Genomic DNA, 21032 nt, shown 5'->3' with positions numbered 1-21032 from the left:
GCTATGAACGAACTCGATCAGCTCTACCAGCAGGTCATCCTCGACCACTCCCGCGAGCGGCACGGCGAGGGCCTGCCCGCCGATCCCGCCGGCCTCAGCCACCAGGTGAACCCCACCTGCGGGGACGAGGTGGACCTGGGGCTGAGAGTCGAGGACGGGCGCCTGGTGGCCGTGGGCTGGAAGGGCGACGGCTGCTCGATCTCCCAGGCCTCGATCTCGATCATGCACGATCTCATCGATGGCGCTGACCTGACGACGGTCGCCAGGCTCTCCCGGGACTTCGATGAGCTCATGCACTCGCGCGGGCGGGGCGTCGACGGGGCGATCCTCGACGACCTGGAGGACGCCGCCGCCCTGGAGGGCGTCTCGAAGTATCCCAACCGCGTCAAATGCGCGCTCCTGGGCTGGATGGCCCTCAAGGACGCGCTCGCTCAGGCGGGGATCGCCCTGCCCGCCGTCGAGGACTGACTCGCGGCACCGAGCGGGCCGCGCGAAGAACGCGCCCCGCGCCGACTCACCCGACCCCGGACACCTCCCAGGAGGGATCATGACCGACCACCCGACCGCCGCCGAGGCCGCCACCGCCAACCCCATGGCCGCCCAGCACTCGCCCGCCCCCGTCCCGCCCGGCGTGGACGTCGCCGCCATCGAGGAGGCGCTGCGCGACGTCATCGACCCCGAGCTCGGGATCAATGTCGTGGACCTGGGCCTGCTCTACGGCGTCTCCTTCGACCCCGACGGGACGGTCGTCCTCGACATGACTCTGACGACCGCCGCATGCCCGCTTACCGACGTCATCGAGGAGCAGGCCCAGCAGGCCCTCGCCCTCATCGCCGACAAGGTGCGCATCCAGTGGGTGTGGCTGCCGCCGTGGGGCCCGGACAAGATCACCCCCGAGGGCCGCGAGCAGCTGCGTGCCCTCGGCTTCAACGTCTGACCCCTGGCATCGAGACCGGTCGAAAACAGGATCGAGACCGGTTCACTCGGGCACGGCGTCCCCTGATTCACCGGGACGGTGCTCCCGATCGCTGGCCAGCTCGGCGCCCCAGGCCCGGGCTTTCCCAGCCTGCCCGCCAGCGAGCGCTCCACTGTCTCCAGCCTCCACGAGGAAGCTGCGGATGGCGGCGCCCCGATGGCGCGAGAGCCTGGCGATCCGCTTGGCGGCGGAGCCGTTGATCCAGCCGGGCCCGGTCACCGTGTCGAACGCCGCGATGCGCGCCGAGGCCGGCAGACGCGCATCCGTGAGCCATTCCCGCAGGCCTGGATCCTCGGCCCTGCCGCCGCGCTTGACGGCGGTGGCCCGGGACCCCGGTGTCGGCAGCCCCCGGTTGTGCGTCGGCGCGCCGAGCACGAGGAGCCCCGCGCGGCCGATCGCCTCGGGGGTGGCCTCCCGAGGGGCCAGGACGGCGGCGCTCATGCCCGAGTCGCGCAGGCCCCGCGCGATCTCCTCGGCAGCGGCCAGGGTGGCGCCGAAGCAGGACTCGACGACGATCACAGCGCGCATGGTCGCTCTTCCTCTCGGTGAGGCGCGGCTGGTGGTCGGATGCCATGGGGAGGGTGGCGGCGTGAACGGGATGAGGACGCCAGCGCGAGGTCACGGCGCCTCACGCGCACGACGGCGATTCCGACCAGCGCCGCGGATGCGCCGAGCAACCACCACGAGCCGGGCCGACCGGCCTGCGCCAGAGGATTGGCGGCGCGGACGCGCTCCGGCACGTCGAGCGTGGCGCCGAACTGGATGAGGCCCACGCAGATCGGCGGCGCCAACCAGGCGATGCCGCGCCAACGGGGCAGGGCCCCGCAGATGGCGGAGGCGACCGACGCCGCGGCGAGCGCCGCGGGCCACTGCCCGGCCACTAGGCGGACAGCATCACGGGCACCGGTCCCCAACGCGCCGTCCCCGGCGCCAGCCGCCGACGCGGCGGCGCAGCACAGGGCGAACCCTGATCCGGCCGCGGCGGCGCACCACCAGGCGAGCAGGAGCCGGGCGGGTCGAACGCCGGTCGAGGCGAGTGCCTCCGCGCGCCCCACCAGCTCATCGGCCCCCGCGCGATTGGCCAGCGAAACCGCTTGGAGGGCGGTGAGCGCGCCGATGAGGGAGCCGACGTATCCCAGGAAGGCCTCGCCGGCGTCGTCGCCACCGCCGAGAATCGCCCCTAGGCCGCTGTCGGGGTCGAATGCCCCCTCCTGAGCTCGAGCCACGACAGCCCCGCCCATGTCGATGAGGAGCCAGGCGGCCGCCGACAGCGCGAGCGCCCATACGGTGATCCCGCCCCGTGAGAGCCGCAGCGCGAGGGGGACAGGACCTCCGACGCCCAAAGGGCGGCCCGCACGCGGCGATCGCATGGTGACGAGTCCCTGCCCCAGGTCCCTGCGCCGGGCGGTCAGGATGGTGATGATGACGAGGAGCATCCACGCGCAGCCTCCCCATAGCGCGGGTAGCCAGGCGTTCTGCCCGCCTGGCGAGAGGGCCTGGCGAAGATGGAAGGGGGAGAGGCGACCCGGCAGGTCGGCCCACCCCGGCTCCTGGGAGCAGGAGAGCCCGTAGACGAGGTAGGCGGCTGCTAGGACGGCCAGCCCCAGCCAACGGGCGCCCGGGGCGTCGGAGGCGATCTGGGCGGCGAGATGGGCTTGCGCGGCGAGCAGCAGGCAGGTGAGCGCCACCGCCGTCCCATAGGCGCGGGCGTCGGCCAGGGCGGCGCCGTCGAGGGCGAGCAGCCCCGTGCCCGCGCCGACCCCGATGAGCGCGCTGAGCAGGGCGAGCGTGAGGGCCTGCCCCAGGACCCGCCGCGCCGGCCCCACGGACGCGGCGTGCAGGAGCTCGGCGCGGCCCCGGTCCTCCTCGCCCCGCGTGAGGGACGCCGTGCGGAGCACCACGACGATGCTGGTCCCCAGGCAGGTCATTGCTCCCAGCTCCCACACGGCGATCTGGACGGGATCGGCGCCATGGGACAGGCTCCCGTACAGCAGGAGCATGGTGTCGTTGGCACGGGCCGACGCCACCGCTCTCGCCATGGCGGCCTCGCTGCTGTAGGCAGTGCCGTAGCTGGGGCTCAGGAGCGCGGTGAGCACCAGGACCACCGCGGGCAGGGTGATGAGCCAGGTGCGCTCGGCGCGCAGGCGCAGCCGGGCGTGGGCGCCCCACGCGCGCGTCCCGCTAAGACGGCGCGGGCTCATCGGGCATCCGCCCGGTAGTGCTCGAGGAAGAGCTCGTCGAGCGGGACCGGGGCGCAGGTGATCTCCCGCGCGCCAGCATCGATCAGGGCGGTGAGAAGCCCCGGCACCTGCTCAGCGGGCACCGACGCGGTGAAGCGCCCATCGGCGCCGGGAGCGGGCGAGGTCAGGGTCTCATGCGCGGGGAAGCCATCGGAGGGGCCGTCAGGGGGCCCGCCACGAGGCTCCCAGTCAGGGCTCACGCGGCTCCCCTGAGGCAGCCGGCAGGTGATGCGCGACGCTCTCAGGTGGCGCAGTTCGGACATGGAGCCGGATTCGACGGCGCGGCCGTCCTTGACGATCGTCACCGCGTCGCACAGCCGATCCACTTCCGCCATGATGTGGCTCGACATGAGGACGGTCCGCCCCTGGCCGGCGGCCTGGCCCACCGCCTCGGCGAAGACCTCCGATTGGAGGGGATCGAGCCCGGATGTCGGCTCGTCGAGGATGAGGAGCTCGCAGGGCGCCGCCAGGGCGGCGACGAGCATGACCTTCTGCCGATTGACCTTGGAGTAGGAGCGTATGGGCTTGGAGGGGTCGAGCCGGAAGGCCTCGATGAGCTCGGCCTCGCGACGCTGATCCCGGGCGCCGCGCAGGCCCGCCAGGGCGTCGAGCGCCTGGTCGCCGGTCAGGGCCGGCCACAGGGCGACGTCGCCGGGCACGTAGGCGGTCCTCCTGGTGATCGTCCCCGCGTCTCGCGCGGGATCGAGGCCGAGTACGCGCGCGCTGCCGGCGTCCCGCCGGTACATGCCGAGCAGTACGCGGATCGTCGTGGACTTGCCCGCCCCGTTGGGACCCAGGAACCCGTGGATCTGTCCCTGGGGGACCGTCAGGTCGAGCCCGTCCAGCGCCCTGCGGGGCCCGAAGGCCTTCACCAGGCCCGCGACCGCGATGGCTGGGGAATCGGATGCGCTCATGCCCCTAGCGTCGGGTGCGACGCCGCGTCGCACGCAAGCCCCGTGCGTGGAGGCTTCCCTCCTCGTCCTAGCCAAGGCGTCAACGGAGCCCGACAGCGCCTCCCTGAGCCGCCGTCGCCGCGTGGGCGTCAGGGCGCTGACGGCGCGCCCTCATGGTCGGTGCCCGGGCCCCGCCCCTGCCCCCAGTCGTCGATCGCCTCCAGCAGCCCGCGCTCCAGAGCACGGGCGTAGGCGGAGCCCAACTGCTCGAAGGAGGAGAAGAGCTGGAAGAGCGCGCGGATGGCCTCTCGGTCCGCGGACCGGGCCAGCGCGCGCAGGCGCTCGGGCCCCGCGCGCCGCATGAGGCGGTTGAGCATCTCGGCGGCCATCGCCTCGGCCTCCTCCTCGTCCAGCCCCTCGCCGGCCCTCCCGTAGTCCGCCAGGGTGGCGGCGTCATCATCGGTGCCCGGGTCGGGGAAGAGGAGCTCCGCCTCCGCGGGCATCTGCCCTCGGTAGCAGGCCAGGTCGACGGCGTCGCGATCCGCCCTCACCGCGGCCCGGGTCCGCTCATCCGGTGCCGCCGCCTCCATGCGATCGAAGAACGCGGCCATGCGCGGAGGCATCGGGCTCACCGACATCCCCTCACGAGCGCGCTCCAGCAGGGCGGCGAGCATGTCGCGCTGAGCGGCGACCTCCTCCAAATGGGCCTCCACGGAGGTGAGGGCAGCGGCGAGATCGCGGCTCACCGGACCATCATCGGCGCCGGTCGGCGCGTGATCGGCTCCGGGACCGCCGTTCTCCGCGCCGTCGAGCACACGGGCGACGGCGCTCAGCGGCACCCCGGCCCGCACCAGCCAGCGGATGCGCGACAGGCGCGCCACGTGGCTCAGGTCGTAGTCCCGCCAGCCACCGCGCTCGGCGGGAACCGGCAACAGCCCGAGGGAGTGGTAGTGGCGCACAGCGCGCACCGTGGTGCCCGTCAGCCGGGCGATCTCCGCGACTCGCATGCGCCCAGTCTGGCAGGGAGACGGCAGCGGCGCCGAGGAGGAGGGCGCCCGGCGCCGCGCTCCCGAGCGGCCCCTGAGCGCCCCCGGGGCGCCCGTGTGCAGCGCTCCCCATCAGTGCCCAGGCGTTTTCCGCGATCTCGCGGCACCGGATTGCTAGCCTCGAGTCATGCCCTCCCTCTACGGTCTCAAGCACTGGTACACCCGGAGACTCACCTTCCTCATCAACGCTTCGGTGAGGCACGGCATCAGCCCTGACACGTGGACCCTCGTCGGCGTGATCGCCGGGGCCCTCGGCGCCGGCGCGATCGCCCTGGGCTGGTGGCCCCTCGCCTTCCTCCTGCTGGCCGCGCGGCTGGGCGGGGCCAACCTCGACGGCGCCGTCGCCCGGGCCCGGGGCGTGTCCCGGCCCTTCGGCTTCGTTCTCAACGAGATCGGCGACCGCGCCTCCGACCTGCTCATGATGGCGGGGCTCGTCGGCCTGGGCGTGCGGATCGGGGCCCCACGCGCCACCATCGTCGCGCTGCTCATCGCGGCGCTCGCGGCCACCCTGCCCACCTTCATCAGCCTGTCCGCCGCGGGCGCGGGCGCCCCCAGGCTCAACGGCGGACCGCTGGGGAAGACCGAGAGATGCCTCATCGCCGTCGTCGCCTCCGCCGTGCCCTCGTGGCTGGCGCCCGTGGCGTGGCTGCTCATCGCCGGCTCGATCCTCACCGCCGGGGCTCGACTGGCGCGCGCCCACCGCCTGCTCCCCTCGCCCGGCCCCCTGCCGGAGGGCGTGAGCCCGCTGGGCGCCGGCCCCGCGGAGTGAGGGCCCCATGCCCGGACTACCGCTCCTCCCACTAGGACCGATATCCGCCATCGCATCGGGCGGAGCCGGATGGGCGCTCGGCGGTGATCGCTCCTGGTCCGTCACCATCCCGTGGATCGGGCTGACCCTGACGGGCAGGGCTGTTCTGCTGGCCTGTGCCACCCTGGCGGTACTGGCGCTCAGCGGTGCGGCGGTCGCGCTCTCCCACAAGGCCGAGCTGCGTGAGCGGTGGATGACCTGGGCGGTCATCGTGCCCGTCGTCGGGCTGCCGATCTGGGCAGGGAGGGGCACGACGGCGCTGCTCGCCGCTGCCCTGGCAGCGCAGGCCACCCGCGAGCTCGCCCGTCTGGCGCGGTTGCCCAGGGCCGAGACCCTCCTGCTGCTCCTGCTGGCGGCGGCATACCCGCTGTCCGCATGGCTCCGTCCCAGCCTCCTCGCGCTCGCCCCGGTGATGGTGCTCGTGTGCGCCCTGCCCGCTGTCCTTGAGGGGGACAGTGCCGATGGGCTGCGCCGGGCGAGCATCACGGGCTTTGCCTCCGTGTGGATCTGTTGGTCCCTGGCCCACCTGGTGGTCCTGTGGCACGACGCCTTCCTCATCGCCTTCGCCGCCGCGGCAGCTGACGTCGCCGCCTGGTGCGGTGGGATGGGCCTGCGCCGCTTCGCCTGGGCGCGCCGCCCGCTGTCGCCCCTGTCCCCGAACAAGACAGTCGGCGGGCTGGCGGGAACGCTCACCGGCACGGTGATCGTCCTGACCCTCCTGGGCTCGCTGAGCCCGGGGGCGGTCGTCGCCATCGGCGTGGGCGGTGTGCTCGGCGACCTCCTGGAGTCCCTCATCAAGCGCACCGCCGGCGTCAAGGACGCCGGCGCCTGGCTCCCGGGCTTCGGGGGCCTCCTCGACCGCGTCGACTCCCTCCTCCTCGTCCTCCCCCTGGCCGCGGTGCTCGCCTGATGGCCGCGGCGGGCATCCCAGCAGACCGATCAACCGAAGGATCTCCCATGCCACTGCCATCCTCCCTCTCAACCTTGCCGGGCGCCTCCGAGATCGGCAGGGCCGGCTCCCGCCTGCGCTCGGTGGTGCGCACCCCGGCGAAGGTCACCTGGCGGGCCGTCGCCCGCCAGAAGCTCTGGTCCGCCGTCATCGCGCCCTTCGGCGGGGTGCGAGTCGAGGGCGAGTTCGATTCCACCGGCCCCTACGTCGTCGTCGCCAACCACGGCTCCCACGCGGACACGATCGCCCTCATGAGCGCCTCGCCGACCATGATGCGGGTGGTGACGGTGGCCGCTCAGGACTACTGGTTCGTCAAGCGATCGCGCCGGCTGGTGGCCCGCGGCCTGCTCGGCGCCTACCCCGTCAGCCGCGACGGCGAGGGCGCCTACGAGGAGCTGCGCGGCGTCCTGGAGGACCGCGTCGCCGAATCCATGAGCGTTCTCATCTTCCCCGAGGGAACGCGCAGCGTCGACGGCGAGCTCGGCCGCTTCCACTCCGGCGCGGCCCGCCTGGCCAGGGATTTCGGCATCCCCGTGCTCCCCGTCGCGCTCGTGGGATCGCGCGAGCTCATGCCGAAGAAGGGCGGAATGCCCCGCTATTCGCCCGTCGAGGTGCGGGTCGGAGAGCCGATACCCCCGAGCGACGACGTCGTGGCGGTGAGCGAGGAGGCCCGAGCCCAGATCGCGGGCCTCCTGAGCGAGCCGCGCCGGCCCTACCCGGTCTCCGACATCCACACCATCGCCGCGCAGGCGATGAGCGGGGCGCGCGGGGACGCCGTCATGTTCGCGTGGGGGATGGCCGAGGCCCTCTCCTTCCCCGTCATGGCGGAGATGAGCCAGGTCTGGCTCGGCATCACCCAGCCCGGCCTGCTGTGGCGGCGGGGCGCCTCCGTCGTCGCCGGATCAGTCAGCGGAGTGCTCCTGGGCCACGTCCTCGCCTCCCATGGAACGCGCCTGCCCGCCCCGTGGACGCGGCCCGCCATGCGCGGGGCCACCGCGCGCTACTTGGATCGGGGCCCGAGAGGCTACTGGATGCAGGCGCTGACGGGCATCCCCGTCAAGCTCTTCGCCGCCGAGTCGGGTCGGCGCGGGCTGCCCCTCGGGCGGGTCGCCCTCCACGCGACGGGGGAGCGGGCGGCGCGCATGGCGGCGTCCACCGCCCTCATCGTCATCGCGGAGAAGCCGCTGGGCCACCTCGTGCGCCAGCACTTCGGCCCCTACCTCGTGGCGACGGGAGCGACCTTCGGCGTGCTGCTGAGCCGCGTCATCAAGCACTGGGAGCGCTGAGCCCGTCAGCGCCCGTCAGCGCTGCGGCCGCCGCGCGGTCCTCAGAGCCGGGAGGCGTCGACGGCGAAGGTGTCGCAGGCGCTGAGGTCGCCCCGCTCCAGGCCTGTCTTGAACCAGCGCACACGGGACTCGGAGGAGCCGTGCGTCCAGGAGTCCGAGTTGACGCGGGCCCCGGAGCGCTGCTGGATGTGGTCGTCGCCCACGGCGGAGGCGGCGTTGAGGGCGGTCTGGATCTCCTCATCGCTGGGCGTGTTGAGGAAGGGCCTGCCGGTCTCGGGGTCGTTGGTCGTGGAGGCGTAGTGGACCCAGGCGCCGGCGTAGCAGTCCGCCTGGAGCTCGGTGCGCACAGAGTCGGAGTCGGCGCCGGTGCCGGAGCGGTCGGTCTTGCGCATCGTTCCCTGGAGGTTCTGGATGTGGTGGCCGAACTCATGGGCGACGATGTACTCCTCGGCCAGGGGCGTGTCATTGGCGCCGAGCTGGGACTCCATGTCGGAGAAGAAGGACATGTCGAGGTAGACGGTGGAGTCGCCGGGGCAGTAGAAGGGGCCGACGGCGCTGCTGGCGGACCCGCAGGCGGTGGAGACCCTGCTGCCATCCCACAGGACGAATTCGGGCCTGGCGTAGGCGCGCCCATCCTGGGCGGGCAGCTGCTCGCCCCACACCGCGTCCAGGGACTCGGCGGTGGCCACCATGCGGCACTGCGTGTACGTGTTCGCCGCCTCGCCAGTGGTGCACATCGAGGTGTCGATCGAGGATGGGCCCGTCTGAGCGGTGCCCCCGCCGCCGTCCGGGCTGACCAGGCCGGTCAGGTCCACGCCGGTGAGCTGGGAGAGCAGCATGACGGCGATGACCGCCACCACGGACCCGCCGCCGATGGCGGCGCCGCGGCGCCCCGTCGATCGCGTCGAGACCCGGTTGGGGTCGAGCTCGATGCCAGAGTTGAAGGACACGGTTCCTCCGATGCGGTGCGGGAGCCGGACGACTGGTCCTCCGGCGCGGGACGGCACCAGGGTACTGGCAGAGCACAGGTAGGCTGGCCACGTGCTCTACGACCTGCTGTACAAGACCGTGCTGACGCGAATCGATCCCGAGGTCATCCACGACATCTGCATGGACGCGATCGAGGCCACCGGGCGCGTTCCCATCGTGCGCGACGTCGTTCGCCAGATGTGGGGGCGCCGCCCGAGCCTGCCCGTGCCCAGCGCCTCCCAGGGCGGCCCCTTCGCCCGCCCGGTTCCCGGGATCATGGGCCTGGCCGCGGGCATGGACAAGGAGGGCAGGGCCATCGAGGGCCTGGACATGCTCGGCTTCGGCTTCATCGAGGTCGGCACCTTCACCGCCCGCGCCCAGCCCGGCAACGACAAGCCCCGCATGTGGCGCTACCCCGAGATGCGCGCGATCCGCAACCGCATGGGATTCAACAACGACGGCGCTGATGAGGCCGCCCGCCGCCTGCGAGCCCTGCGCTCGACGCCGCGGGGCCGCTCGATCGTCGTGGGCGCCAATATCGGCAAGACCAAGGCCACCGCGCTCGAGGACGCGGTCGAGGACTACCGCTACTCGGCCTCCCGGGTGGCCCGCTGGGCCGACTACATCGTCGTCAACGTCTCCAGCCCCAACACCCCCGGCCTGCGTGACCTGCAGAGCGTGGAGTCCCTCAGGCCGATCCTCGTCGCCGTGCGCGAGGCCGGGGACGCCGCCGCGCGCAGGCGCGTGCCGCTCCTGGTCAAGATCGCCCCGGACCTGGCCGACGAGGACATCGACGCCGTCGCCGACCTCGTCCGCGAGCTGGAGCTCGACGGCGTGGTGGCCACCAACACCACCATCGCCCATGACCTGGGCGAGGGGGGGCTGTCCGGCTCGCCGTTGCTGCCCCGGGCCCTGGAGGTCGTGCGCCGCCTGCGCGCGCGACTGGGGGAGGGGCCCACGATCATCGGCGTCGGCGGCATCTCCTCGATCATGGACGCCGAGCTCATGCTGGAGGCCGGTGCCGACCTCCTCCAGGCCTACTCGGCCTTCATCTACAACGGCCCGGCCTGGCCCGGCCGCATCAACCGCGCCCTGGCCGTCTCCCACGCCCGCCGCCCCGTGCGCTGAGCCGCCATCTCCGACCGGAGGGGCGGGATCTGGCGCACGGGGCCAGCCGGCCCGATCAGGCGGGGCGCGTGCCCGCGGGCGGCTCCGCGCCCGGCAGGTACTTGCCGGACAGGACCCTCTGGGCCATGGGGGAGAAGACGATCTGCCCGATCCCCAGCTCGGTGGAGGCGGGGAAGGCCTCGCCCTCGATGACCCGCCACAGCGCTGAGTACTGGGGCTGGTTGGACAACAGACGGAAGCCCGTCTGGGAGGCCAGCCCCTGGCCGGCGCGGATCTGCTCGGCCGTGCATTCCGAGACCCCGACGTAGAGGGCCTTGCCCGCGCGGATCACGTCCGCGAAGGCCTGCATGGTCTCCTCCAGCGGGGTCTCGTAGTCGTAGCGGCGCGCCGCGCTGGAAGGGCTCGCGCGCTGGCGGCGAACGTGGACGGCGCGTCAGTCGGGGAACTGGCGGCGGGACACCTGCGGCCTGGGCTGGCGCATCCGGCGCATGCTGACGCAGCGGGCCATGATGTACCAGAAGACCCGGCCCTGGGACGACCACGCCTCGCGCCCGAACTTGGCGTCGAGACGGCGGCGCAGGATGAGCCAGCAGGCGATGACGTCGAGGATCATGACGAGGGTCAGCGCGTACAGGCCGACCAAGAGCCCCAGCATCAGCCCCCGCATCGACTGCCCGAAAAGGCCCAGGATCAGGACGGCGAAGGCCACTGGGATGAAGAACTCGCCCACGGAGAAGCGGGCGTCGATGTAGTCGCGGACGTAGCGTTTGACCGGTCCCTTGTCCCGCGCGGGGAGGTAGCGCTCATCCCCGGTCTCCATCGCCCGGCGCTGGCGCTCCCACGCCTCGTCGCGCCTCGCCCGGGCCTCACGCTTGGCGGCCTTGCGGTCCGTGGGCACCACCGGGTGGAGGCGCTTGGCCTGGGCGTCCCTGCGCTTGGGGGTGGGGCGGCCCTTCCCCCCGGCCTTGGACGGCGTCGTCTCGGGCTCGGGAGCGGTGGCGGGAGCCTCGTTCTTCTTGAAGAGCTTCACCGGCCCAGGGTAGCGGCTCATCCGCGATACCCTGCAAACCATGATCACCGTCGACTCGATCCGCGCCGCGGTGCGCGACGCTTTCCCCTCCATCGTCTCCGACCTGACCGATCTCGTGGCCATACCCTCGGTCTCCGCCTCCAGCCACGACCAGGCCGAGGTGCTCCGCTCCGCCGAGCACGTGGCCGGTCTCCTGCGCGATGCCGGCCTGGCGGCCGAGGTGACCAGCGTGGACTGCCCCGACGGCACGCCCGGCCGCCCCGCGGTCCTCGCTCACGCCGATGGCCCCGCCGGCTCCCCGCGCGTGCTCATCTACTCCCACCACGACGTCCAGCCCGTGGGCGACCCCTCCGCCTGGCAGCAGGCCGACCCCTTCGTCGCCGAGCGGCGGGGCGAGCGCCTCTTCGGGCGAGGGGCATCGGACGACGGCGCCGGCGTCGTCACGCACATCCACGCCCTGCGGATCCTGCGCGAGCTCGGCGGCGGGGAGCTGCCCTGCTCCGTCACCGTGTACATCGAGGGGGAGGAGGAGGTCGGCTCGCCGTCCTTCGAGGCCTTCCTCGCCGCCCACCGCGACCGGCTCGACGCCGATGTCATCATCGTGGCCGACTCCTCGAACTGGAGGGTCGGGGTCCCGGCGCTCACCACCTCGCTGCGGGGCGTCGTCCAGGTCGACGCCCGCATCGACGTGCTCGACCACGCCCTGCACTCCGGCCAGTACGGCGGCCCCGTCCTCGACGCCGTGACCACCATGTGCCGACTCGTGGCCACCCTCCACGACGACGTGGGTGACGTCACCGTCCCCGGGCTGGTCAGCGAGTCGGCCGCCGCCCCCGACTTCCCCGAGTACGCCGAGGAGGACTTCCGCGCTGACGCCGGTGTGCTGCCCGGCGTCGAGCTCATCGGCACGGGGGACCTCACCGCCCGGCTGTGGACCAAGCCGACCATCACCGTCATCGGCATGGACGTCACGCCCCTGGAGCGCTCCGGCAACGTGCTCGCCCCCTCCTGCACCGCCCGGATCTCCATGCGCATCGCCCCCGGCCAGGACCCCGGGCTGGCGATCGAGGCGCTCACCTCCCACCTGGCGTCCCACGCTCCCTTCGGCGCGCGCCTGACCGTCACCGGGCGCGAGGCCGGCCCCGCCTTCCACGGCTCCTCGGACACGCCCGCCGGCCGCGCCGCCCACTGGGCCCTCACCACCGGCTTCGGGGCCAAGGCCGTCGACATCGGCCAGGGCGGCTCCATCCCCTTCATCGCCACCCTCCAGTACACGTTCCCGGGCGCCCAGGTCCTGGTCACCGGCGTCGAGGACCCGGACACCCGCGCTCACGGCGAGGACGAGTCGATGCACCTGGGGGACCTGGAGCGCATCGTCGTCTCCGAGGCCCTCCTCCTGGCGCGCCTGGGCGGTGCCATCGAGGCATGAGGGTCCTCCTCGCCCCGGGGGCGATGCGCCCCGAACCCGGGGGCGCCCCCATCGCCGAGCTCGGGCTGGGCGCTCGCGCGGTCGCCGAGGCGCTGGCCCGCGGATGGGCGCGCGCCCGCCCGGGCGATGCCCTCGCGCTCCTGCCGATTCCCGACGGCGGCCCCGGACTCGTCGCCGATATCCAGCCCGGGGCCGTGGAGGACCACGCCGTTCTCGACGTCCCGGGCCCGCTGTGCCAGGCGCGGCAGGCGCCCCTCGTGCGCCTCGCGCACGCTGCGGGCGCGAGGGGCGGAGGCGCCGCGGGCGCCACATGGGTCCTCGACGCCGCGAGCGCCAGCGCCGTGCCCGCCGATCGCCGGGAGGCGGGCCGTGAGGCGGAGCACGGCAGCACTTGGGGCCTCGGCGAGGCCGTGCGCCAGGCGCTGGAGCGGGCCCGTGAGGGCGACGTCCTCGTCGTCGGGCTCGCGCGCGCCGCGGCTCACGACGGCGGCGCTGGGCTGCTCGACGCCCTCGGCGGGCCCGAGGGTGCCCGCGCCTTGATCGCCGGGCGCGACGTCGTCCTCGCCCTGGCCGACACCACCCCCCTGGGCGGGATCAACGGGGCGGGACAGGGCCTCGTCGCCCTGACCGGGCTCGCCCCAGCCGTGGTCCAGGATCTCGACCGCCGAGCCTGCTCCCGGGCCTCGGCGCTCCTGACCGCCCTCGCCAGGGGAGATCTCGTCCCCAAGGATCTCCTGCTCGGCCAGGCGCCAGGCGCCGGGACAGGCGCGGAGGGCCGCCGGGACGAGCCGCTGCGCCCCTCGGCGTGGGGGACGGGCGCTGGGGGAGGGGCGGCGATCATCCTCCGGGCTCTCGGGGCCAGGGCGCTCCCGGGGGCCCGTGTCGTGGCGGGGCTGACGGGCCTCCAGGCCGCCGCGGAGGAGGCCGACCTGGTCATCACCGCCGTCGGTGAGGCTTATGACATCCTGGCCGACTCTGTCGTCGACGTGGTCGGCGCGGCTGCGTCCCGACTGGCGCTTCCGGCGGTCCTCGTCACCGGGCTCTCCGCCGTTCCCCGCGGCGAGCTCGCCGGGGCGGGCATCGTCTCGCAGTACGCGCTCACCCCCGCCGGCGACGGCCGGCAGTGGTTCGACGGAGGCGCCCCCGGGATCGCCCGGGGCCTGGAGGACCTGGGGGGGGCGACTGGCGCGCACCTGGTCCCGCTGAGCGGTGGGCCGACGGCGCCGCCTCAGCGCAGCGCGGCGATCCCCGGGGCCGTGGCGGTCGAGCCCCGCACGATGAGGTCCGGGATGAAGGTCATCTCCACGTCCACGGGCCTCTCCCCGCTGATCGCCGAGAGCAGCGTGGACACGGCCGCCCGGCAGATGGCCTCCACCGGCTGGCGGACCGTCGTCAGCGGCGGGTGCGTCATCGCCAGGAGGGGGGAGTCGTCGTAACCGATGACGGAGATGTCCGTGGGGACCGCGCGCCCGGTGGACTGGATCCCCTTGATCGCGCCCAGAGCCATCATGTCCGACCCGCAGATGATGCCGGTGCATCCCTGCTCCGCCAGGGCGGCTCCCGCCGTCGCCCCGCCCTCATAGGTGTACAGGCTCTCCGCGATCCGCAGGTCCTCGCCCGGGCAGCACGCCCGCATCGCGTCCTCGTAGCCTGCGCGCTTGCGCACGGCGGGGACCATGCGCGCGGGGCCGGTGGCGAATCCGATCCGCCGGTGCCCGAGGCTGGCAAGGTGCTCCACGGCCATCACCGCCGCCGCCCGATCATCGGTGGTGAACCCGGGCGCCTTGATCATGGGCGCGTTGCCGTTGAGCGTCACCAGGGGCACGCCCCGGGACCGCAGCCTCTGGTAGCGGGTGACATTGCCCGTCGTGTCCGCGTGCCGCCCGGAGACGAACACGATGCCGGACACGCCCCGCTCGACGAGCATCTCGATGTACTCGTCCTCGCTGACCCCGCCGGGCGTCTGGGTGCACAGCACCGGCGTGTGCCCGCTGGGGGTGAGCAGCTGCTCGATCTCCTGGGCGAAGCGCGGGAAGATCGGGTTGCTCAACTCGGGGACGATGAGGCCCACCAGGCCGCGGGAACGGTTGTCCACCGACTCGGGGCGCTCATAGCCCAGCACGTCGAGTGCAGCGAGCACCTGCCGCCGGGTCTCGTCGGCCACGTTCGACTTGCCGTTGAGCACGCGGGAGACGGTCGCCGTCGAGACACCGGCCTGCTCGGCGATGTCCGTCAGCGTGATGCGCTGCGCCACAGGTACCCCTTCGCGAATGGGTGATCGGCCCGAGCCGATGCTTGGTTGCTGGGATGACTCTACGTCCCGTTGGCCCGGGAATGCTCACGATCCGGCGCCACCCGCCGAGATGAGGGCCGCCCGTGTACCCGGCGGGCAGGGGTGCGGGGACACCATTTCGTGGGGCGGGGGTCGTGGGCTGGGGCGGCGGGCCCGGCTCAGGCGACGGTGTCTGCCACGCACCACACCGTGGTCGTGGGCGGCACGACGAGGCGGCCATCGGCATGGGCGAGCTCATGCGAGGCCAGCAGCACCTCGGCGCGCTCCGGGAGGCTGATCGAGGCGCCGGTGGTGTTGGTCAGGACGAGCGTGTCCCGCACCAGGATCGACAGGGCGTCATCCGGGCACCACCCCATCCCCGAGACGAAGGCCATGGGGGCGTGGGGGAGCTGCCTCTCCCTCCGCAGATGGGAGGCGTGGCGGACGGTCGCCACCGGGGAGCCGAGCAGATCGCCCTGCTCGGCCGCGAGGCGGTTGACCTCGCCGACGAGCGCCAACGGGCTGTCGTCCTTGTCGTCGTCGAGGATGCCGACCTCGTCCCCCTGGCGGAGGTAGACGGCTCCCGGCAGCGCCAGCATGAGCGTCTGGAGGGCGGTCCCACGGCGCAGGCGCGTGGCTCGGTCCGTGACGAACCAGCGGCGGTCGTCGCTCGGCTCGAGGTCGGGACGGTATCGGTACGGGGGCATGACGCGCCAGGCGGGAGGGGCGCCGAAGCGCTCGTACTCCTCCAGTGAGGCCTTCAGGTGCCGGGCGATCGAGTCGGCGTCCCAGCGCGTGAGGAAGAGCCTGTCATTGCGCAGGTGGTGGAACCAGTCCTTCTGCAAGTGGTGGCGCAGGCTGTCCCCGTACTCCGCGGTGACGTCCGCGCCGAGGATGCCATCAGGCGTCGAGGAGCTCACGAGCATGAGCAGCTCCGCGCACGTCCGGCTCAGCACGTCGAGATTGGTCTCCTCGCTGGCCTCGGGTGGGAGGATCGCGCCCAGGTCGATGCCGTCGACACCCGCGGCGATGAAGCCCTCCGCGCGCTCGATGAGCCCGGGGCCCAGGGCCTCCTGACCGGCTGTCAGCGGGTTGTCGTCATGCGCGTGCCGACCGGTGACCGGCCCGAGAGCGCCCGAGAGCCGGGTGATGACCCGCAGGCCCCGCGCGTGGGCGGCATCGGAGAAGCGGCGGAGGTCCTCCAGGGCGGGGTCCCCCAGCCTGAAGAGGCTGGGGCGCACGAGGACACCATCGAAGCTGAGCGACTGGGCGTGGTCCAGCAGGCTGACAGCCTGGTCATGATCGACTTGGCCGATCACCGGGGCGTTGAGCTCGTAGACCTGGGCGCCTCTCCACCAAGCGCGATCGTTGCTCTGGGGACGATGGACCAGGGTTGTCGTCGTCATGACAGCCGGCTTCCTTCCATCGAGCGCGAGCGCGGCGTCGACCCGGCAGCGCGCCAAGGATAGAGTTGGAGGAGAGGACCCGTCGGGGATCAGGGCGCCTCAGGTGCACCGACCATACCAATGCCGGGCGTCCGGCGCAGGTCGTCCCATCTTTTCCCGGCAGGCGTCGCATCACGCGCCCGTCGGCGCGCGGCTCCCGGGCCCGTCGCCCCGGCACGCCCGAGTCGGTCGTCAAGGGCGCGTGCGCTACCTTGGGCGGATGACCCTGCCAGCACACAGCGATGACAGCGGCCCCCTGCCACCGGCGCCCGGCGGCCGAGCGGGCTACAGCCAGCAGGATGCCGAGCGCTTCTGGGCGGAGAGGGCGAAGAACTCCCAGCGCACCCCCTTCGAGCGCGATCGCGCCCGTGTGCTGCACTCCTCAGCCCTGCGCCGCCTGGGGGCCAAGACCCAGGTGCTCGGTCCCGCCTCGGATGACTTCGTGCGCACCCGGCTCACCCACTCGCTGGAGGTCGCGCAGGTAGGACGGGCTCTCGGTCAGGAGCTCGGCTGCGATCCCGACGTCGTCGACGCCGCCTGCCTGTCCCACGACCTGGGACATCCGCCGTATGGGCACAACGGGGAGAAGGCGCTCAACGAGGTCGCCCGCTCGATCGGCGGCTTCGAGGGCAATGCCCAGACCTTCCGCATTCTGACCCGCCTGGAGCCCAAGACCATCGACGCCGCCGGGCGCGGACTGGGGGTCAATCTCACCCGTGCCAGCCTCGACGCCGTCGCCAAGTACCCCTGGGCCAAGGGGGAGGGGCCCGGAGGGCCCGACGGGAAGAGCGCCCGGAAGTACTCCGTCTACGACTCCGACCGGGATGTCTTCGAGTGGATGCGCGCCGGCGCGCCCAGCGGTCGGCGCTGCATCGAGGCCCAGATCATGGACCTGGCCGACGACATCGGCTACTCCGTCCACGATGTCGAGGACGCCGTCGCGCTGGGGCGCATGGACCCGGGGTCCCTCGACCGCCCTGGCGAGATCGACGGCATCGTCGGCGCCACGCGGGCCTGGTACGGCTCCGCCTTCAGCGCCGACGAGCTCGGCGCCGCCTGGGAGCGCCTGGCCGGGACCCCGTACTGGATCGACTCCTACGATCACGGCGTCGCCGACGCCGCCGCCCTCAAGAACCTCACGAGCCAGCTCATCGGCCGTTTCGTCGGCGCGGTGGCCCAGGCCACCAGGGCGCTGGCCGGCGACGGCCCGCTGACCCGCTACGCCGCTGACCTCGTCATCCCCGCCTCCACGGCCGCCGAGATCCTCGTCCTCAAGGGCGCCGCCGTCCGCTACGTCATGGCCCCCCGGGAGCACGAGCGTGTCTACCTCATCCAGCGCACCGAGATCTTCGACCTGGCGGACGCCCTCCTGGAGTCGGGGGACAAGCACCTCGACCCGATCTTCGCCGGCCTCTGGCGGGCCGCGGACGACGACGCCGGGCGCGCCCGGGCGGTCATCGACCAGATCGCCTCGCTGACCGACACCTCCGCCCGCGCCTGGCACGCCCGCATCTGCGGGATGCTCTCCGAGATCCCTGACGGGCTGTGAGCGCGAGGCGCCATCAGCCGGGATCTGCCGCGCCCCCATCCCCGCCCCCTGGCGCCCGGTCCGTTCCCGTCGGCGCCCGTCGGTGCCTGTCAGCGCTCGGACGTAGGATGACGCCATGGCGGGACTGATCAAGCGCGAGGACATCGACGCGGTGCGCGAGCGCGCCCGAATCGACGAGGTCGTCGCCGAGCACGTCACCCTCAAGCCCGCCGGCGTCGGCTCGCTCAAGGGCCTGTGCCCCTTCCACGATGAGCGCACCCCCTCCTTCCACGTCCGGCCCCAGGTGGGCATGTACCACTGCTTCGGCTGCGGTGAGGGCGGGGACGTCATCTCCTTCGTCCAGAAGATCAACCACCTGCCCTTCGCGGAGGCCGTCGAGCACCTCGCGGGGAGGGTCGGCGTGCGGCTGCGCTACGAGGAGGGCGGCGGTCAGGTGCGCCGAGGCGTCGAGCCGGGCACCCGGCAGCGGCTCCTGGACGCCAACCGGCTCGCCGAGGCCTGGTTCATCGAGCAGCTCGCGACACCAGCCGCCCAGCACGGGCGGGACTTCCTCACCTCACGGGGCTTCGACCGCCTCGCCGCTGAGCGCTTCGGCGTCGGCTACGCCCCGGCTGGATGGGACAACCTCGCCCGCCGCCTGCGCGACGCCGGGTACACCGAGGCCGAGCTCGTGGAATCCGGCCTGTGCTCCCAGGGCGGTCAGGACGGCCGCCGCGTCTACGACCGCTTCCGCGACCGCCTCATCTGGCCCATCCGCGACGTCACCGGCGCGACGCTCGGCTTCGGGGCCCGACGGCTCTCCGATGACGACAAGGGCCCCAAGTACCTCAACACCCCTGAGACGGCCATCTACCACAAGGCCCAGGTCCTCTACGGCCTCGACCTCGCCAAGCGGGACATCGCCCGCGAGCACTCGATCGTCGTCGTCGAGGGGTACACGGACGTCATGGCCGCCCACCTGTCCGGCGTGCCCACCGCCGTGGCCACCTGCGGCACCGCCTTCGGCGGCGAGCACGTGCGGATCGTGCGCCGCCTGCTGGGGGACATCGCCGATCCCTCCGCGGGCGTCATCTCCGGCAACCGGGCGCGCGGCGGCGAGGTCGTCTTCACCTTCGATGGCGACGCGGCCGGCCAGAAGGCGGCCATGCGGGCCTACGCGGAGGACCAGCACTTCGCCGCCCAGACCTTCGTCGCCGTCGACCCCCACGGCTACGATCCCTGCGACCTGCGCATGGCTGAGGGCGACGAGGCCATCCCGCGCCTGCTGTCCCGGCGCATCCCCCTGTTCGAGTTCGTCATCCGCACCTCCCTGGGCAGCGTCAACCTGGACACCGCCGAGGGGCGCGTGGCCGGGCTGCGGGCCGCGGCGCCCGTGGTCGCCGGGATCCGCGACCGGGCCCTGCGCCGCGAGTACACGCGGCGCCTGGCCGGCTGGGTCGGCATGCCCGACGATGAGGCCCGCGCCGCCGTGCGCGCCCACGAGGGCCGCGCCCGGCGCATCGAGGATCCGCCTCCGGAGGACGGCGGGCAGCCGGTCACGGCGGCGCGCCCGGGACTGCCCGCGGCGGATGACCCTGTGGCCGCCCTGGAGCGCCAGGCCCTGGAGGTCATCCTGCAGATGCCGCTCGTCGCCGAGCGGGCGGGCGCTGACGACATCGCCCCGGCGTCCTTCACCCTGCCCATCCACCGCGCGGTCTTCGAGGCCGTGCAGGCCGCTGGCGGTACCAGCGTGGCGCCGGGTCTCGTCGAGCGCGCCAGCGCCGCCGGCATGGAGCCGCGCGAGGCCCGGTCCCGCGCGGTCCGCCACTGGATCGACCTCGTGCGCGGCGGGGCCATCGCCTCCGTCGACTCCGCCATCACCGAGCTCGTCGTCGCCCCGCTGCCGCTGCCCGCGCCGCGCGGCAAATCACCTGAGCCCGACGCCGAGGCGGTGCGCCGCTACGCCGAGGGGGTGCTCGCCGCTCAGGTGCGGCTCGACATCAATCGCCGCCTGGCAAGGCTACGCGCCCGGCACCGGCGCATGAGCCCCCAGGACGAGGGCTACCGGGACCTCTTCGAGGCGATCACCGGCCTGGAGCGCCGTCGCCTGCGGATCGGGCAGCGCGCATGAGCCCAGCGCGCTGGCCCCGATCCCACGGGCGCGATGAGGGGGAGCGGCTCCTGCGGCGCTGGCGGCGCAGGGGGCTCGCGCCCGCAGCCCTGCCCGCTCCCTGCCGGGGCCACCTGCCCGCGGGCAGGCTCCTGGGCGCCGTGCCGATCGATGGGGCGGGGGAGTCCTGGGCCGTCGCCATGGCGAGCGGGCTGATCATCGTGTCGGCCGACGCCCTGGTCGCCGACCACCCCTGGGACAGCATCGACAAGGGCTCCTGGGACGCCGGGGCCCGTGCCTTCACCCTCACGCTCTCCGGCGCCCCCGAGCGGCGCCTGGCCCTCACGGTCCCCGCCCGGATCGAGCAGGGGGGCGCGGTCCGCCCCGTCGCCGTCGACCGCTTCGCCCGAGCGCTGCGCCAGCGCGTGGAGGCCTCCCTCGTCCACCTCGTCACCAGGATCCTGCCCAGCGGCGCCCAGGCGAGGATCGCCATCAGGCGGGACGCGGACGGGGGCCTCCACGCTGTCGCCTCCCCGGAGCCCGCCAGCGCGGCGACGGCGGAGGACCGCGCCGAGCTCGAGGCCCTCCTACGGGAGGCCTGCGACAGTGTGGGTCTGGACACACGCTGACTTTGCCGCGGTCTGGCGCGCATTCACGGGCGCGGCGCGATTCGACGCCCCGGCTCGGTGTTGCTAGAGTTCTATCCGCGCTCAGCGCCTTTCCCGCGTAGCTCAATGGCAGAGCATCCGACTGTTAATCGGACGGTTGCTGGTTCGAGTCCAGCCGCGGGAGCGGACAGAGCCCCGGCCCCCGAGGGCCGGGGCTCTTCTCGTTTCTCTCATCGGCGAGCCGGGCCACTGGTCTGCCCGACGTCCTGCGCGGGACTCAGTCCGGACGCGGCTGGCTCGTTGAGAGCGGCTCTT

At 73.3% G+C, this 21032-nt stretch carries 18 protein-coding genes, 1 tRNA gene and 2 pseudogenes; 12 read left to right on the top strand and 9 right to left on the bottom strand.

Annotation, left to right across the window (positions count from 1 at the left end; all coding sequences use genetic code 11):
* Window positions 1–3: 3 nt before the first annotated feature.
* Entirely contained in the window at window positions 4–468 is a 465-nt protein-coding gene (gene sufU, locus ABXS69_RS06930) for a Fe-S cluster assembly sulfur transfer protein SufU (protein WP_366179998.1), read from the top strand.
* Between the two features lie 79 nt (window positions 469–547).
* Window positions 548–937: a metal-sulfur cluster assembly factor gene (locus ABXS69_RS06925; RefSeq protein WP_366179997.1), complete on the top strand. Its 390-nt coding sequence runs from the start codon at window positions 548–550 to the stop codon at window positions 935–937.
* 42 nt (window positions 938–979) lie between these two features.
* Here ABXS69_RS06925 and ABXS69_RS06920 read toward each other — a convergent pair whose 3' ends face one another.
* The 4 genes from ABXS69_RS06920 to ABXS69_RS06905 all read right to left on the bottom strand — a co-directional run bounded on the left by ABXS69_RS06920 (window position 980) and on the right by ABXS69_RS06905 (window position 5116).
* Complete coding sequence (locus tag ABXS69_RS06920; RefSeq protein ID WP_366179996.1) at window positions 980–1504, bottom strand: flavodoxin; 525 nt, start codon at window positions 1502–1504, stop codon at window positions 980–982.
* Window positions 1492–3177, bottom strand: coding sequence for a hypothetical protein (locus ABXS69_RS06915; protein ID WP_366179995.1), 1686 nt, complete (start codon window positions 3175–3177; stop codon window positions 1492–1494). The genes ABXS69_RS06920 and ABXS69_RS06915 overlap by 13 nt, the downstream gene beginning before the upstream one ends.
* A complete protein-coding gene (locus ABXS69_RS06910) occupies window positions 3174–4130 on the bottom strand; it encodes an ABC transporter ATP-binding protein (protein ID WP_366179994.1) in 957 nt (318 codons plus the stop codon). The genes ABXS69_RS06915 and ABXS69_RS06910 overlap by 4 nt, the downstream gene beginning before the upstream one ends.
* 128 nt (window positions 4131–4258) lie before the next feature.
* Window positions 4259–5116, bottom strand: coding sequence for a MerR family transcriptional regulator (locus ABXS69_RS06905; RefSeq protein WP_366179993.1), 858 nt, complete (start codon window positions 5114–5116; stop codon window positions 4259–4261).
* Between the two features lie 166 nt (window positions 5117–5282).
* Here ABXS69_RS06905 and ABXS69_RS06900 point away from each other — a divergent pair, with 166 nt between their 5' ends.
* The 3 genes from ABXS69_RS06900 to ABXS69_RS06890 are packed head-to-tail and all read left to right on the top strand — an operon-like array spanning window position 5283 to window position 8198.
* Window positions 5283–5924 carry a CDP-alcohol phosphatidyltransferase family protein gene (locus ABXS69_RS06900; RefSeq protein ID WP_366179992.1) on the top strand — a complete coding sequence of 214 codons (642 nt, stop codon included), beginning with the start codon at window positions 5283–5285 and terminating at the stop codon, window positions 5922–5924.
* 7 nt (window positions 5925–5931) lie between these two features.
* The gene (locus ABXS69_RS06895) at window positions 5932–6873 is read left to right on the top strand and encodes a phosphatidate cytidylyltransferase (RefSeq protein WP_366179991.1); all 942 of its coding nucleotides are present in this window, start codon (window positions 5932–5934) and stop codon (window positions 6871–6873) included.
* Window positions 6874–6920: 47 nt separating this feature from the next.
* Window positions 6921–8198 carry a lysophospholipid acyltransferase family protein gene (locus tag ABXS69_RS06890; protein WP_366179990.1) on the top strand — a complete coding sequence of 426 codons (1278 nt, stop codon included), beginning with the start codon at window positions 6921–6923 and terminating at the stop codon, window positions 8196–8198.
* Window positions 8199–8239: 41 nt separating this feature from the next.
* Here ABXS69_RS06890 and ABXS69_RS06885 read toward each other — a convergent pair whose 3' ends face one another.
* A complete protein-coding gene (locus ABXS69_RS06885; RefSeq protein WP_366179989.1) occupies window positions 8240–9148 on the bottom strand; it encodes a neutral zinc metallopeptidase in 909 nt (302 codons plus the stop codon).
* A 91-nt stretch (window positions 9149–9239) separates the two neighbouring features.
* Here ABXS69_RS06885 and ABXS69_RS06880 point away from each other — a divergent pair, with 91 nt between their 5' ends.
* Window positions 9240–10295 (top strand): quinone-dependent dihydroorotate dehydrogenase, encoded by a 1056-nt coding sequence (locus ABXS69_RS06880; protein WP_366179988.1) that lies wholly within the window; start codon window positions 9240–9242, stop codon window positions 10293–10295.
* A 55-nt stretch (window positions 10296–10350) separates the two neighbouring features.
* On the opposite strand, the pseudogene ABXS69_RS06875 reads toward ABXS69_RS06880, so the two are convergent.
* Both ABXS69_RS06875 and ABXS69_RS06870 read right to left on the bottom strand, forming a co-directional pair.
* Window positions 10351–10662: pseudogene (locus ABXS69_RS06875) on the bottom strand (aldo/keto reductase); the annotation flags it as partial.
* A gap of 66 nt (window positions 10663–10728) precedes the next feature.
* Window positions 10729–11346: a DUF3043 domain-containing protein gene (locus ABXS69_RS06870; protein ID WP_366179987.1), complete on the bottom strand. Its 618-nt coding sequence runs from the start codon at window positions 11344–11346 to the stop codon at window positions 10729–10731.
* A gap of 19 nt (window positions 11347–11365) precedes the next feature.
* On the opposite strand from ABXS69_RS06870, the gene ABXS69_RS06865 reads away from it, so the two are divergent.
* Window positions 11366–12754, top strand: a complete 1389-nt coding sequence (locus ABXS69_RS06865) for a dipeptidase (protein WP_366179986.1) — start codon at window positions 11366–11368, stop codon at window positions 12752–12754.
* Window positions 12751–13797, top strand: a pseudogene (locus ABXS69_RS06860) (glycerate kinase); the annotation flags it as partial. The gene ABXS69_RS06865 and the pseudogene ABXS69_RS06860, both read left to right, overlap by 4 nt.
* Before the next feature lie 185 nt (window positions 13798–13982).
* Here the strand turns inward: ABXS69_RS06860 and ABXS69_RS06855 are convergent.
* Both ABXS69_RS06855 and ABXS69_RS06850 read right to left on the bottom strand, forming a co-directional pair.
* A complete protein-coding gene (locus tag ABXS69_RS06855; RefSeq protein ID WP_366179985.1) occupies window positions 13983–15008 on the bottom strand; it encodes a LacI family DNA-binding transcriptional regulator in 1026 nt (341 codons plus the stop codon).
* A 197-nt stretch (window positions 15009–15205) separates the two neighbouring features.
* Window positions 15206–16432, bottom strand: coding sequence for a glycosidase (locus ABXS69_RS06850; RefSeq protein ID WP_366179984.1), 1227 nt, complete (start codon window positions 16430–16432; stop codon window positions 15206–15208).
* A gap of 259 nt (window positions 16433–16691) precedes the next feature.
* Between ABXS69_RS06850 and ABXS69_RS06845 the strand changes: the two genes are divergently transcribed.
* The 4 genes from ABXS69_RS06845 (at window position 16692) to ABXS69_RS06830 (ending at window position 20901) form a co-directional block, all read left to right on the top strand.
* Window positions 16692–18020: a deoxyguanosinetriphosphate triphosphohydrolase gene (locus ABXS69_RS06845; RefSeq protein WP_366179983.1), complete on the top strand. Its 1329-nt coding sequence runs from the start codon at window positions 16692–16694 to the stop codon at window positions 18018–18020.
* A 115-nt stretch (window positions 18021–18135) separates the two neighbouring features.
* On the top strand, window positions 18136–20130 hold the full coding sequence (gene dnaG / locus ABXS69_RS06840) for a DNA primase (protein ID WP_366179982.1): 1995 nt from the start codon (window positions 18136–18138) through the stop codon (window positions 20128–20130).
* Entirely contained in the window at window positions 20127–20738 is a 612-nt protein-coding gene (locus ABXS69_RS06835) for a hypothetical protein (RefSeq protein ID WP_366179981.1), read from the top strand. Before dnaG ends, ABXS69_RS06835 begins: the two co-directional genes overlap by 4 nt.
* Before the next feature lie 91 nt (window positions 20739–20829).
* Window positions 20830–20901 (top strand) — tRNA-Asn (locus tag ABXS69_RS06830).
* Window positions 20902–21032: the final 131 nt, after the last annotated feature.

This window comes from Actinomyces timonensis (assembly GCF_040702965.1).
Lineage (GTDB): Bacteria > Actinomycetota > Actinomycetes > Actinomycetales > Actinomycetaceae > Actinomyces > Actinomyces timonensis_A.
Note: the sequence above shows the minus strand (reverse complement) of the source record. Positions and strands in the feature narration are given on the sequence as shown.

Coding starts and splice junctions, on each gene's coding strand:
- sufU (WP_366179998.1), top strand. CDS start 4: ATGAACGAACTCGATCAGCTCTACCAGCAGGTCATCCTCGACCACTCC.
- ABXS69_RS06920 (WP_366179996.1), bottom strand. CDS start 1,504: ATGCGCGCTGTGATCGTCGTCGAGTCCTGCTTCGGCGCCACCCTGGCC.
- ABXS69_RS06870 (WP_366179987.1), bottom strand. CDS start 11,346: ATGAGCCGCTACCCTGGGCCGGTGAAGCTCTTCAAGAAGAACGAGGCT.
- ABXS69_RS06895 (WP_366179991.1), top strand. CDS start 5,932: ATGCCCGGACTACCGCTCCTCCCACTAGGACCGATATCCGCCATCGCA.
- ABXS69_RS06905 (WP_366179993.1), bottom strand. CDS start 5,116: ATGCGAGTCGCGGAGATCGCCCGGCTGACGGGCACCACGGTGCGCGCT.
- ABXS69_RS06925 (WP_366179997.1), top strand. CDS start 548: ATGACCGACCACCCGACCGCCGCCGAGGCCGCCACCGCCAACCCCATG.
- ABXS69_RS06845 (WP_366179983.1), top strand. CDS start 16,692: ATGACCCTGCCAGCACACAGCGATGACAGCGGCCCCCTGCCACCGGCG.
- ABXS69_RS06915 (WP_366179995.1), bottom strand. CDS start 3,177: ATGAGCCCGCGCCGTCTTAGCGGGACGCGCGCGTGGGGCGCCCACGCC.
- ABXS69_RS06890 (WP_366179990.1), top strand. CDS start 6,921: ATGCCACTGCCATCCTCCCTCTCAACCTTGCCGGGCGCCTCCGAGATC.
- ABXS69_RS06835 (WP_366179981.1), top strand. CDS start 20,127: ATGAGCCCAGCGCGCTGGCCCCGATCCCACGGGCGCGATGAGGGGGAG.
- ABXS69_RS06850 (WP_366179984.1), bottom strand. CDS start 16,432: ATGACGACGACAACCCTGGTCCATCGTCCCCAGAGCAACGATCGCGCT.
- ABXS69_RS06900 (WP_366179992.1), top strand. CDS start 5,283: ATGCCCTCCCTCTACGGTCTCAAGCACTGGTACACCCGGAGACTCACC.
- dnaG (WP_366179982.1), top strand. CDS start 18,136: ATGGCGGGACTGATCAAGCGCGAGGACATCGACGCGGTGCGCGAGCGC.
- ABXS69_RS06910 (WP_366179994.1), bottom strand. CDS start 4,130: ATGAGCGCATCCGATTCCCCAGCCATCGCGGTCGCGGGCCTGGTGAAG.
- ABXS69_RS06865 (WP_366179986.1), top strand. CDS start 11,366: ATGATCACCGTCGACTCGATCCGCGCCGCGGTGCGCGACGCTTTCCCC.